Source organism: Phascolarctobacterium succinatutens CAG:287 (assembly GCF_000434895.1).
GTDB lineage: Bacteria > Bacillota > Negativicutes > Acidaminococcales > Acidaminococcaceae > Phascolarctobacterium_A > Phascolarctobacterium_A succinatutens_A.
This window is the reverse complement of the sequence record NZ_FR892793.1, coordinates 65606-77754: the sequence shown is the minus strand read 5'-3', so window position 1 is coordinate 77754 and position 12149 is coordinate 65606. Positions and strand designations below refer to the sequence as shown.

The following is a 12149-nucleotide window of genomic DNA, read 5'->3' as shown; positions in this document are numbered from 1 at the left end:
TTTTTTTAATTATACCATCAAATTGAGAATCAAATTCTTCCTTCTTTATTTTAAACTCAAAACCACTTACAGTATTACCAAATGATTTAGTTTTCTTATCTCTTTCAGGCATTCTTATTCTATATAACAATTTTTCATCATCATATGTTATTCCAATAACATAATGTGCACTAAAGAACTTATTCCAAGTTTTATATTTTGTAAGTTTAAAAAAATTGCACTTTTCTATATCTCTCTTATACTCTGATAAGCTTAAAGCAATTGCATCTTCAACCGACTTTTTCAAATGTGACATGTTCTTTACGTTTATCAACTCTTTCATAGCTTCACCAAAGCCTATTGAGTTGATATGATATACTAATACAGAGATTTGAAAAGTATCACGCTCAATATATATATCTAATAATCCTAACATGATTTCACCTACTCTACAATAGCGATATTCGTATTATTTTCGGCAGCAAGGTCGGCTTTTCCTGCTTCACTGGCTACGTTGCCACCTTTTATATTAATATCGTTACCACTTGCAATACTGATAGCAAAACCATTTTCCCTATTGCTAAAATCACGGTGGTATACTACAATAAGTCTAAATTAAAACAGAAAGCAGGGTTCACTATGCAATTACCGGAAAAAAAATACATTGCCTCCTTTGATATTGACGCACAAAACACCTTCACCCCGGTCTGCCCCGACGAGCTGCCGGTTGCCGAAGGCGACACCATTGCTCCCGAGCTGAATGCCCAGGCACAGTTCGCTAGCCTGCGCCTCGCTTCCCGCGACGCGCACAGCCGTTGCGCGCTCTGGATCAGCGACGCCGAGCACGCTCCGCTCACTCCCATCAACGGCTATCCCGATCTTGATATCCGTTGGCCGGCACATGCTATTATCGGCACCAAAGGCTTTGACTTCATCGACGGCCTTGATGAAGCTGCCTATGATTATCAAGTTTTCAAGGGCATTGAAGCAGATAAGCATCCCTACGGTGCCTGCTACCATGACTTGAAGGACACTCTTTCCACCGGTGCCATCGAATATCTGCGTTGCCACGGTATCTCCACCGTTATCTGCGGCGGTCTGGCAACCGATTACTGTGTAAAAAACACTGTACTGCAGCTGAAGGCGGCAGGCTTCGATGTTATCCTAAACAAAGCTGCCTGCCGCGGCATTGCTCCCGAAACTGTCGCAAGCGCTATGCAGGAAATGGCTGCGGCCGGAGTAAAATTCGTAGAATGCGCCAAGGAATTAACTGAATAAGAAACTTACAAAAAATGCTGCTGGCATAACGCCCGCAGCATTTTTGTTTTACCGTAATACTATTCAATTTCACGCAGTGCGTGTGAGCGACCGGTCAGCGAATGGGCTCCCTTTTCCGTAACCACATAGGTATTTTCCGTGCCCACCAGGCCCAAGCCAGGCAAAGCAATTTTAGGCTCTACAGCAAAGGTCATGCCTGGCTCCAGCGGCTGCTTAAAGCCCTTGGCTATAGCCGGTGCTTCATCCATCACCAGACCAATGCTGTGCCCCAGGAATTTACCGCCGTTCATAAACGCATCACCGTAAACATTATCAAACTTTTCCATAGTGCGCAGATACAGGTTTTCAATCGGCTCACCCGGCATCATCATGGACACTACCTCTTGTTCCAGCTCCAGGCAACGCTGCTGCGCCGCCAAAAGTCTTGCGCATTGCTCGTCCTTTTGCAGGCTGCCGAAATAATATACGACAGTCTTATCTGTATGATAACCGTCAAAACCGCAGGGAACATCAAGATAAACCAATCGACCGGACTTCAGCTTGCGGAAGGCATTGCCTATGGATTGCACCGCTATACAGGTGCCGCCGGTACCGCCGGGGCCGTCAAAGCCTGTACGTACCAGGCCGCTCTTGCCAAAGGAAGCAATACCTATAACCTCTTCGCCCAAGGCCTGGTTAAAGCGCGCCGTTCCGTGCGAACCGCGCTGAACCATCTCGCTGTAAAGCTCGATAGCCAGCTGAGCCTCGCTGATACCTGCATGAATCAGCTTAGGAGCAACAACATCCAGCACTGTTTCGTGAATAGCGCCGGAGTGTTCCATCTGCTGCAGCTCGTATGCACTCTTGCGCAGACGCAGCTCCTGCAGCACAGCATCAAAGGAGCCAACCTCTTCAAAAGCAAAATACTTATGCAGCATACGCTCCCAGTCCAAGGTAGCCTTCTTCGTTTCTACATACATAATGCGCGGCGCACTGCCATAATAGGCAGCAGCCTCACGAAAGCTGTGCATCGGACGGATATCGCCGAAATGCGATTCGTTTACTGCGCGCTCATAGTTGCGGCGCACCCAGAAAATTGCATCCTGCGGACGAATCAGCAGCACGCCTTCTTGCATCGTACCCGTAAAATAATACATCGCAATCTTATGATTGACTGCAGCCATTTCCCAACCGGGATGCATTTCATCCATCAGTCGGCGAAACTTCTCCAGACGCGCCTCCAGCTCACTCGCAGGCACCGGGCGAATAGCATCAGTCAATACAGCAGTCTGCTCCAAAACAGCCATAGCAATACTCCTTTCATTATCAAGACAAAATATTTATCCGTTATTAACCAAGATATTGCAGAATTTCCTTAGCATGCGGCAAAATAATATCCGGCTTAATCGAACCATTTTCTACATCTTCCATAGTCGCTTCACCTGTCAGCACCATCACCGAAAGAATGTCATTGTTCAGGCCAAAGGCAATATCAGTTGCCAGGCGGTCACCCACCATAGCAATTTCCTCTTTTTTATAACCGGTTTTGTCCAAAACCACATCCACCATATACTTGTAAGGCTTGCCGAAAATCAGCTGTGGCTTTTTGCCGGTAGCAGTTTTAATCAGCTCCAGCATTGCACCGGTATCAGGAATGAATTCGCCGCCTTCAATCGGGCAGCGCACGTCAGGATGCGTAGCAACATACGGCACACCTTTGTCAATCAAGCGGCAGGCGGTAGTAAGGCGGTCATATGTCAGTGTCTGGTCAAAGCCTACGACTACATAATCAGCACCCTCCTCCAACGTATTCGTCAGCGTAAAACCTGCTTCCTCAATTGTTGCCAACAGCTGCGGCGTTCCCAGCACAAACAGCTTCGCGCCCGTCTTGTTCTTCTGCATCCAGTTGGTCAACGCATCTGATGAAATCAAGATATTCTCACGTGTAACAGGTACTCCCAGTCCGTTCATCTTCTGCACATAATGCTCGTGGCTACGGGAAGAATTATTTGTCAGCAGATAATATTCCTTGCCTGCTGCCTTCAATTTATCAAAAAAGCCCTCCATACCCGGAATCAGTTCGTTACCCAGGTTAATGGTTCCGTCCATATCAAAAAGAAAACACTTAATTTTCGCTAAGCGAGCGTAATCATAAGTCATGCCCTATCCTCCATACTTAAATATAACAATATTATAAAGCATTTGCCTTATTTGTGCTACAATAGACGAGGAAGAAAATCTGAAGTTCAAAAGGAGATTAATCATGAAATATACAACCATTATTTTTGATCTTGATGGTACCTTACTCAACACACTGGCAGATTTAGCTGCCGCTACCAATTATGCTTTAGCGGAGCATAAGCTGCCTCAGCGCACCACAGACGAGGTACGCCTGTTTGTCGGCAATGGCATTCACAAGCTGATTGAGCGTGCGGTACCGGCTGACACACCTGCAAAGCTGCAGGAGGAGGTTTTTGCCAGCTTCAACAAATACTACAAGCAGCACTGCGCCGACAGCACCAGCCCCTACGAAGGCGTGCCGCAGCTTTTGCAGCAGCTGCGCGCTGCAGGCTGCCGCACCGCCATTGTTTCCAACAAAGCAGATTACGGCGTACAAGCGCTGGCTAAGCAATACTTTGACGGCCAGCTCGACGCTGCCTGCGGCGAGCGCGCCGGCATCGCCAAAAAGCCTGCGCCGGATATGCTGCTGGCAATCATGCGGCAATTAAAGGCTGAGCCCGCAAGCACTATCTATATCGGTGATTCGGATACCGACCTCGACACCGCCCGCAATGCAGGCGTTGCCTGCATCGGCGCCTGCTGGGGCTTCAGAGGCCGCGCCTTTTTGGAAGCACACGGCGCTAAGCTGCTAGCTGAAAATGTAAGCGATATATGGGAGCTTATAAAGTAAAAGAGGCTGCCGTAAGGCAGCCCCTTTTTTATAACTATTTTACGCTAAGCAATCATCCATAAATTTAATCAAGCCTGCTTCTACTTCGTCACGCAGGCACAGCTCATTGTGAATTTCATGACGGAAGCCGGGATACGGCTTTACGGAAACCTTATGTCCTGTTTTGGCAAGCAGATTTGCTACATGATACAAGCCCTCACCGTAATTACCGCAGGGATCCTGATCACCGGCAATCAGGTAACTGGGAATATTTTGCGGCACCTTGGCAGCCCACTCATCATTTTCAATATAATGATACAACTGCACGAAATCATAGCACAGCTCCAGCGTAGTATCGAAGGTATTGAACATATCGCCTGCATGGTCCTCAACAATGCGCGGATCTGTTGCAATCCAATCTGCCGGACCATTTGGATTTTCCACCCTGTCCGTCATACCGCAGAAAACACGCTCAAACCAGACGCCGCATGGCTGATACGGATTTTCCTCATAAGCAGCCTTAAATTCTTCATTAACATAGGCATCCTCACAGCCCTGCCACTGCGAGCAGACACCGCACAGCATCATACCTTTGATATCCTCACCGTAGATTGACGCATAAGCACGCGCCAGCATAGAACCCCAACTGTGGCCGAAAACGAAATACGGCAGCTCAGGATAAGCCTCTTTAGCAATATCATGCAAGGCTTTTTCATCCTTCAGGTAAGTCATATAACCGCCGGAATGCGGATCACCCAAGGTGCCTCCGTCATAGCCGGTTTTTCCATGACCGAGATGGTCATCAGCAAAAACTACAAAGCCTGCTTCATTGAACTTGCTGATCATATGCAGATAGCGGCGTGAATGCTCACCGTAGCCGTGAATCAGCTGTACAATAGCTTTCGGTTTGCCTAAAGGACTGTAAGACCATGCCTTGATGGTATCTCTGCCGTTGGCAGAAGAAAAGGAAATTTCTCTGATGGACATAATGCGGACCTCCTCGCCTGTAATTATTTATAATATTAAGATAATGATAACACCGGCGCTTCCTGCTGTAAAGCAGGAAACATGATTAAGCAAAATGTTTTACGTATTTTTTACAGTCAGAGAAAACTTGCAGCCTTAACTCGCTAATCCTAAACTGAACTGCTCATACAAAAAGACCACTACAACTATTCCGTTATAGTGGTTCAGAAAAGTCTATTTTAAATTTTTCACAAAGACTGACGGCTATTAGCCTTTACCTGTTTTTCAGCACATAGAACGGATCAATATTCTGCCCATCCGCCAATACCTCATAATGTACATGCGGACCGGTGCTGTAGCCTGTACTGCCGACAAAGCCGATAATCTCGCCTTTGATTACCTTCTGCCCTGCAGCAACGGCAATACCGCTCATATGGCCATAGGCTGTTTCATAGCCATTGCCATGATTGATGCGCACATAGCGCCCGTAGCCACCGTTCCAGCCTGCCTGTTCAATCGTACCTGCAGCCGTAGCATAAACCGGTGTGCCGAAATCAACTGCTATATCCAGACCGGGATGCCAATCATAGCCGCCCTCAATCGGACCGGTGCGCACACCGTAATTACTGCTGATAGTGCCGCCGTCTGTAGGCCATTTATCCGGGAAGGACGACATACCGCCGCCGGAGCCTTCAACCTCACTTAAGAGCTCACTGACGGATTTTTTTGTGCCATCAAGCATCTTTTTGATATTGGCATTTTGCGCAGTCAGCACCGCCATGGTACCGTTGATATCCATTTTAGCAGGCCCGCCCTTGCCTGTATAAGACGTATTGGCAGACGTTTCCTTTGCCGCTGTCGAATCCACCATACTGGTGCCCTCGCCCAGCTTGCTGCTGTCTACATCACGGATAACAGCACGGCGCAGCTTTTTCTCCAGATTAGAGATTTCCGCCATATCTCGCAGCATTCTTTCGTTATCCTGCAACAGCTTCTGCAGCTTTGTCTGCTGCTCAGCCTTATTTTGCTTATACGTAGCATAATCAGCTGCTTCGCTGCGATAATCTGCCAGCTGATGATATAAATAGCCGGCTCCGCCGACTGCTCCTACAAGCACCAGGGCAGTAACAGCAATGCCTGCCTTGAGCTTAGCATACGAAAACTTTACTACCTTGCCATTAGGCAAGCGCAGCTCACATTTCCTTTCCTCCATTATTTTAATTACCTCACTTGAAAAGACCAAAGCGTTGGCCTACTGCCAACAATCTGCGTCCCACAAAGGGCACGTTGTCCAAATCCTCTTTATTCAAACCACCGCAGGCCAGCAGCGCCAATGCATAGACAGGAACAGCTGCCGCCATAGCAAACAGCACGCACCACATACCCATGCTTTCCGTAAGCATCAGCACGCCGTAAATCGCCGCGCCCATAACACCGGAAGCAAAACAGGGGCGGATAATGCTGCCCACAGAGAAGCTATAGCCTGTCAGCTTGTAAATAAAGCCCATATTGATAATCGCTGCCACGGCAAAATCTGCTACCGTCGCCATCGACGCACCACGGATGCCCAGCTCCGGCACAGCAGTAAGATACCAGCTCATAACGATTTTTACAATGCAGGCAATAATCATATTGATTACAGGAATTGCCGTGCGGCCAAGGCCTTGCAGAATACCTGTACTGATCTGATGCATACCTAAAAAGAGAATACCGATGCTCATCGTCTGAATCGCAGGTGCCGCACCGGGAGCGTTATACACAAGCGCCGCAACCTTTTCCGCCAGACAATATAAGCCCATAAAGCACGGGAAGGTAATAATCATCGCTACGCGGAAGGCAATACGGATTTTATCACGGATAGCATCAAAGCTGCTCAGCGCACGAGATTCGGAAATCGACGGCACCAGACTGATGGTCATCGCAGCAGTAAAAATTGTTGCCAGATTAACCAACGGTACAGCCATACCTGTCAGATAGCCAAACAGCTCAGTCGCATGATGAATATCAAAGCCGGCTGCTTCCAGACGCTGCGGCACAATCAGAAGGTCCAGGTTGGCACCTATCGGCAGCATCAGACTGGTCAGAGAAACCGGCAAAGCCAGCTTCAGCAAGCGCTTGATGATATGCCCGGCGCTTTCTACCGGCGCACTGTCATCCTGCTCCGCCATCTCCTTTTGCAGGCGCTGCTTAAGACGGCGATAGAACCACATCAGCACCAAAAGTGCACAGAACGCGCCAACGCCCGCACCCATGCTGGCACCGCCTGCAGCGAACGCCAAACCGTACGGCATAAAGAGGTCGGCAAAAACGAGCATGGTAATAACACGCGTCAGCTGCTCAACAATCTCACTGACTGCCGTCGGCGTCATAATCTGCCAGCCCTGCAGGTAACCGCGGAAGCTTGCCAGAAAGGTTACAAAGAAAACAGCCGGAGCCAAAGCAATAATAGAATAATACGCACGGCTGTCGCGGATGATATGGTTATTAACCAGCCAGTCCGCACCGAAAAACAGTGAAGACGAAAACAAAAGGCCCGTCAACAGCAGCACTCGCAGCGAAACATTAAAGACTCGCTTCGCGCCGCGGTAATCCTTGTTTGCCAGCTTTTCGGAGGTAATAATCGAAATAGCCACCGGCACGCCGGCACTTGATACGGTTATTGCCATCAGATAGATAGGAAAGCCCATCTGATACAGGCCAATGCCCTCGCCACCCAATACACGTGACAAAATAATCCAGTTTAAGGAACCGATAACCTTGACCACAATACTGGAAGCTGTGAGAATTAAGGTTCCCTTTAAAAATTTACTATTCGAAGCTTTATTATCTGCGCTCATAAAATCCCCTTGTTTTATCTATAGTCATACATTATAATTATCCTCTTTTCCGCGCAAATTTACAAGTACTTTTAACAGATTTGTCATAAACACATCACTGCTTTTTGCTTGCATAACTATCTTTATATGCTAAAATTAAGTTAAAAGCAAAATTATGTTGTAAAAGGAGTGATACAAAATGAAATCTACACATGCTTTATTAGCTTTCGGCGCCGCAATCTGCCTTGCTACTACCTGCAGCCTGAGCGCCTATGCTTCTCCGCTGAAGAATTATGACGCAGGCAAGGTTGCTATTGATGCAGGCATTACTCTGCCATCCAGTCTTAAGGGTTACAACTATAAATTCAGCAAATCCAACAGCACCTATCTTGGCGCAACTGTCGGCATCGGCCAAAAAACTGCTTTAAATTACAAATGGAATAATTACAAAGCAGACGAAGCCAAAACCCGCACTCAACAATTCAATCTTATGTATAAGATTCTGCCAGGTATTTCCGCTTACGCAGGTTATCTGAACGCTGATACCTCCAGTGACTTTGGCGGTAAAACCAAAAACTCCGGTCAAATCGGTCTGCAGGCTGCCTATGATATTCCCGCACTCTTCACTGTTTGGGGAAATGTTGGCTACGGCAACAGAAACAGCGGCTATGAAATCGGCATCAGCAAGCCTATTCTGAACAACCTGGAAGTTAATGCTTCTTACTATAATCAGACATTTGATGATGCTTTTGGCGAAGACCTCGACATGAAGGCTAAAGGTGTTAACCTGGGCTTAACTCTCAAATTCTAATTTGTCAGCTATGGCTAACTAAATTAAAATAAAAATTAACGGATAATTATTATTGACAACTGTGGCAGCCTGTGTTATTATATAAGTGTCAAGGGCACACAAGCTGTGCAAGTCAAAAATAAAATTAAGCAATGCAATATAAAAACATGGAGGGAACTAATATGAAAAAATTTGTATGTCAAGTATGTGGTTATGTATATGAAGGCGAAGCTGCTCCGGCAAAATGCCCGCAATGTGGTGCTCCCGCTTCCAAATTCCAGGAAATGGCTGCTGAAATGGGCTGGGCTGCTGAACACGTTGTAGGCATCGCTTCCGACGTTCCTGAAGATATCAAAGCTGACCTGCGCGCTAACTTCAATGGCGAATGCTCCGAAGTTGGTATGTACCTGGCTATGAGCCGCGTAGCTTTCCGCGAAGGCTATCCTGAAATCGGCCTGTACTGGGAAAAAGCTGCTTTCGAAGAAGCTGAACATGCTGCTAAATTTGCAGAACTGCTGGGCGAAGTTGTAACCGACTCCACCAAAAAGAACCTGGAAATGCGTGTAGAAGCTGAAAACGGCGCAACCGCTGGTAAAACCGACCTGGCTAAACGTGCTAAGGCTCTGAACCTGGATGCTATCCATGACACCGTTCATGAAATGGCTCGTGACGAAGCTCGCCACGGCAAAGCTTTCGCAGGCCTGCTGAAAAGATATTTCGGCAAATAATTAACCAATAAAAATTAATAAGACTTAATAAGGCTCCCGCTGAGCAATCTTAACGGATTACAGCGGGAGTTTTTAGTTTTCAACGAATATTTTCGGCGTTTTTTGGAATCATTCCGCTAATCTTCTTATTTCAGGTACTTTCTTATGTTTTTCACACTTAAAAAGCCTTCAATATCTTTATAAATTGCTTCAGATATGATATTATATAAAGGTTAGGAAACATATTTAATGACACTCATTATCACGTTCCTAAAGGTGGTTAATTATATGCTTAATAAAACTAATTTTCATTATCCTGCAATGCTGCGTGTAACGGACAAAAGCTGTGTAATTATCGGTGGCGGCACTGTTGCCGCCCGTAAGCTTGCCACGCTTTTGGACGCCGGTGCCAATGTAACCGTTGTCGCCCCGCTCTTCTGCGACGAAGTCCAAAAACTCGCCTCAGCACAAGGCTGCACACTCATCAAGGATTACTACAAGCCTGAATATCTGCAGAACGCCTTTGTGGTTATTGCCGCCACAGATAATAAGGCCGTAAACAGGCAGATTTCAGATGCTGCTCCCTGCCTTATCAACAATATTACTGAACCGGAGCTGAGTAATTTCACTGTCCCCTCAGCTATCAGCGAAGGTGATATTACCATAGCACTGGCAACAGGCGGTATGCCTGCTTTCACACGCTTGCTGAAAAAGCAGCTGGAGCATATCCTGACACCAGAGCTGGCCGATTTCAACAGCTTTCTGCTACTGCAGAGGGAAGAAGTAAAAAATATCGAAAGTACGCCGCAGGAGCGGACGCAATTCTGGCGCAGTGTTTTGAAACAGGATTTACTAAATTTAGTTATAGCAGGTAAGGCTGCTCAAGCAAAGGAGAAGGTATTAGATGCAGTTAACAGTTTTAGGACTCAATCACAGGACCGCCCCCGTTGAGATCCGTGAACGTTTTAATTTTTCCAATGACAGGGTGGCAAGTATTCTGCGCCGCCTGCGCAATTACGATAATATTCCCGAAGCCATGCTGCTTTCCACCTGCAACCGCACAGAGCTGTACATGGTTATCGAAAATCCGCATGAAGCAATTCCCTTTATCAAATCATTGCTCAAGCATTTAGCAGGTGAACATTACCAAAGCGATTATTTTTACAATCTGAGCGGAACAAAGTGCGTCAAGCATCTGTTCCGTGTAGCATCCAGTCTTGATTCACTGATTGTCGGCGAAGGCCAGATTCTCAGCCAGATTAAAAATGCTTATCAGATTGCCCGCAATAACGGTATGACAGATACAATTCTCAATACCATCATGAATAAGGCAATTGCTGTCGGCAAACGTGTGCGTACCGAAACAAAAATTGCCTACAGCAGCGTATCTGTTTCCAGTGCAGCTGTTGACCTGGCCATCAAAATTTTAGGCGACCTGAGCAAGTCACAGATTTTGGTAGTCGGTGCCGGTCATATGAGCGAGCTCACCGCACAGCATCTGTTGGACAAGGGCGCGCAAACCATCTGCGTCAGCAACCGTCACTATGAAAGAGCTCAGGATCTGGCAGACAAATTCCATGGTACGGCTATTCCCTACCGTGCTATGTTCGAGCATGCCGCCGATGCCGATATTATCATAACTTCTACCGGTGCGCCGCATTACGTGCTTACCGTAGAAAATTTGGGACCGCTGCTGCCCAAGCGCAACGGCAGACCGCTGATTCTGATTGATATTGCCGTTCCGCGTGACGTCGATCCAAGACTTGCCGATGTTGACGGCGTAACCATTTATAACATTGACGATTTGGAAGGCGTTGTTGATACCAATAAAAACTTCCGTGAAAAAGAAGCTCACGTTGCCGAGCAGATTATCAGCGAAGAAATTGGTGCCCTCAAGGAGCGTCTGCGTTATTACACCATGCGCCCTGTTATGGTACAGCTGCATGACAAAATGAATTTCCTGCGCCAGAAAGTTTTAAAGAAGGCCTTCATTAAAATGCCAGAGCTTACCGACCATGAAAAGCGCATTATTGACCTGATGACTCAACGCCTGGAACACAAATTCCTGCGCGAGCCTATGAGGGCTATGAATGCTGTAGCAGGCACCGCAGAGGAAGAACGCTATAAAAAGATGATGTGTGATTTATTTTTATTAAACGAAACCGGAGAGGAGTTTGGTGATGAAAGCAAAATTGACGATTGGGACTAGACAAAGTCTTTTAGCGCTTTGGCAAAGCAATCATATTGCAGCCTTACTGCGCAAGCAATACCCTGAATGTGAGGTTGTACTGAAAAAAATTGTCACCAAAGGCGACCGTATTTTAGACGTACCCCTGGCGCAAATCGGCGGCAAGGGCTTGTTTACCAAAGAAATTGAAGAAGATCTTTTAGACGGTACTGTTGATCTGGCTGTACATAGCCTGAAGGATATGCCTACCGTTCTGCCGGAAGGCCTGTGCCTGACAGCAATTACCGAGCGTGCCAACGTTGGCGATGCTTTCGTCAGCAACAACTATGGCAGCTTCGAAGAACTGCCGCTCGGCGCTGTAGTCGGCACCAGCAGCCTGCGCCGCAAGGCACAGCTGTTAGCTAAGCGTCCGGATTTGGAAATCCGTGACCTGCGCGGCAACGTTGATACCCGCCTGCGTAAGCTGGACGAGGGACTGTACGATGCTATTATTCTGGCAGCTGCAGGCTTAGAGCGTCTGGGGCACGGTGACCGCATCTCCAGCCTGATTCCTGCT

Annotated in this window: 13 protein-coding genes; 7 read left to right on the top strand and 6 right to left on the bottom strand. The window is 47.2% G+C overall.

What is annotated here, in order from left to right:
- Window positions 1-415: hypothetical protein (locus BN587_RS05870; protein WP_049897192.1), on the bottom strand; the 415-nt coding region annotated here is incomplete at its 3' end.
- Between the two features lie 203 nt (window positions 416-618).
- Between BN587_RS05870 and BN587_RS05865 the strand changes: the two genes are divergently transcribed.
- Window positions 619-1257, top strand: coding sequence for an isochorismatase family protein (locus BN587_RS05865; RefSeq protein ID WP_021720213.1), 639 nt, complete (start codon window positions 619-621; stop codon window positions 1255-1257).
- Between the two features lie 59 nt (window positions 1258-1316).
- On the opposite strand, the gene BN587_RS05860 is transcribed toward BN587_RS05865, so the two are convergent.
- Both BN587_RS05860 and BN587_RS05855 read right to left on the bottom strand, forming a co-directional pair.
- Entirely contained in the window at window positions 1317-2543 is a 1227-nt protein-coding gene (locus BN587_RS05860) for a M24 family metallopeptidase (protein WP_021720212.1), read from the bottom strand.
- A 43-nt stretch (window positions 2544-2586) separates the two neighbouring features.
- Window positions 2587-3396 carry an HAD-IIA family hydrolase gene (locus tag BN587_RS05855; RefSeq protein WP_021720211.1) on the bottom strand — a complete coding sequence of 270 codons (810 nt, stop codon included), beginning with the start codon at window positions 3394-3396 and terminating at the stop codon, window positions 2587-2589.
- A 103-nt stretch (window positions 3397-3499) separates the two neighbouring features.
- Here BN587_RS05855 and BN587_RS05850 point away from each other — a divergent pair, with 103 nt between their 5' ends.
- Complete coding sequence (locus BN587_RS05850; RefSeq protein ID WP_021720210.1) at window positions 3500-4147, top strand: HAD family hydrolase; 648 nt, start codon at window positions 3500-3502, stop codon at window positions 4145-4147.
- Window positions 4148-4186: 39 nt separating this feature from the next.
- Here the strand turns inward: BN587_RS05850 and BN587_RS05845 are convergent, their stop codons facing one another.
- The 3 genes from BN587_RS05845 to BN587_RS05835 all read right to left on the bottom strand — a co-directional run bounded on the left by BN587_RS05845 (window position 4187) and on the right by BN587_RS05835 (window position 7929).
- On the bottom strand, window positions 4187-5113 hold the full coding sequence (locus BN587_RS05845) for an alpha/beta fold hydrolase (protein WP_021720209.1): 927 nt from the start codon (window positions 5111-5113) through the stop codon (window positions 4187-4189).
- Between the two features lie 253 nt (window positions 5114-5366).
- Window positions 5367-6305 (bottom strand): M23 family metallopeptidase, encoded by a 939-nt coding sequence (locus BN587_RS05840; protein ID WP_021720208.1) that lies wholly within the window; start codon window positions 6303-6305, stop codon window positions 5367-5369.
- Between the two features lie 13 nt (window positions 6306-6318).
- The gene (locus tag BN587_RS05835) at window positions 6319-7929 is read right to left on the bottom strand and encodes a putative polysaccharide biosynthesis protein (RefSeq protein ID WP_021720207.1); all 1611 of its coding nucleotides are present in this window, start codon (window positions 7927-7929) and stop codon (window positions 6319-6321) included.
- A gap of 178 nt (window positions 7930-8107) precedes the next feature.
- Between BN587_RS05835 and BN587_RS05830 the strand changes: the two genes are divergently transcribed.
- The 5 genes from BN587_RS05830 to hemC all read left to right on the top strand — a co-directional run.
- Window positions 8108-8719 carry a hypothetical protein gene (locus tag BN587_RS05830; protein ID WP_021720206.1) on the top strand — a complete coding sequence of 204 codons (612 nt, stop codon included), beginning with the start codon at window positions 8108-8110 and terminating at the stop codon, window positions 8717-8719.
- Between the two features lie 161 nt (window positions 8720-8880).
- Window positions 8881-9426 (top strand): NADH peroxidase, encoded by a 546-nt coding sequence (locus BN587_RS05825; RefSeq protein ID WP_021720205.1) that lies wholly within the window; start codon window positions 8881-8883, stop codon window positions 9424-9426.
- A 267-nt stretch (window positions 9427-9693) separates the two neighbouring features.
- On the top strand, window positions 9694-10356 hold the full coding sequence (locus tag BN587_RS05820) for a precorrin-2 dehydrogenase/sirohydrochlorin ferrochelatase family protein (RefSeq protein WP_044484370.1): 663 nt from the start codon (window positions 9694-9696) through the stop codon (window positions 10354-10356).
- Window positions 10310-11614 (top strand): glutamyl-tRNA reductase, encoded by a 1305-nt coding sequence (gene hemA / locus BN587_RS05815; protein ID WP_021720203.1) that lies wholly within the window; start codon window positions 10310-10312, stop codon window positions 11612-11614. The genes BN587_RS05820 and hemA overlap by 47 nt, the downstream gene beginning before the upstream one ends.
- A partial coding sequence (hemC, locus tag BN587_RS11900) for a hydroxymethylbilane synthase (protein WP_044484368.1) occupies window positions 11586-12149 on the top strand: 564 nt, incomplete at its 3' end. The genes hemA and hemC, both read left to right, overlap by 29 nt.

Excerpts from the sequence above, each read along its gene's own strand:
- BN587_RS05840 (WP_021720208.1), bottom strand. The coding sequence starts at position 6,305 with ATGGAGGAAAGGAAATGTGAGCTGCGCTTGCCTAATGGCAAGGTAGTA.
- BN587_RS05855 (WP_021720211.1), bottom strand. The coding sequence starts at position 3,396 with ATGACTTATGATTACGCTCGCTTAGCGAAAATTAAGTGTTTTCTTTTT.
- BN587_RS05850 (WP_021720210.1), top strand. The coding sequence starts at position 3,500 with ATGAAATATACAACCATTATTTTTGATCTTGATGGTACCTTACTCAAC.
- BN587_RS05865 (WP_021720213.1), top strand. The coding sequence starts at position 619 with ATGCAATTACCGGAAAAAAAATACATTGCCTCCTTTGATATTGACGCA.
- BN587_RS05835 (WP_021720207.1), bottom strand. The coding sequence starts at position 7,929 with ATGAGCGCAGATAATAAAGCTTCGAATAGTAAATTTTTAAAGGGAACC.
- BN587_RS05860 (WP_021720212.1), bottom strand. The coding sequence starts at position 2,543 with ATGGCTGTTTTGGAGCAGACTGCTGTATTGACTGATGCTATTCGCCCG.
- hemA (WP_021720203.1), top strand. The coding sequence starts at position 10,310 with ATGCAGTTAACAGTTTTAGGACTCAATCACAGGACCGCCCCCGTTGAG.
- BN587_RS05845 (WP_021720209.1), bottom strand. The coding sequence starts at position 5,113 with ATGTCCATCAGAGAAATTTCCTTTTCTTCTGCCAACGGCAGAGATACC.
- BN587_RS05820 (WP_044484370.1), top strand. The coding sequence starts at position 9,694 with ATGCTTAATAAAACTAATTTTCATTATCCTGCAATGCTGCGTGTAACG.
- BN587_RS05830 (WP_021720206.1), top strand. The coding sequence starts at position 8,108 with ATGAAATCTACACATGCTTTATTAGCTTTCGGCGCCGCAATCTGCCTT.
- BN587_RS05825 (WP_021720205.1), top strand. The coding sequence starts at position 8,881 with ATGAAAAAATTTGTATGTCAAGTATGTGGTTATGTATATGAAGGCGAA.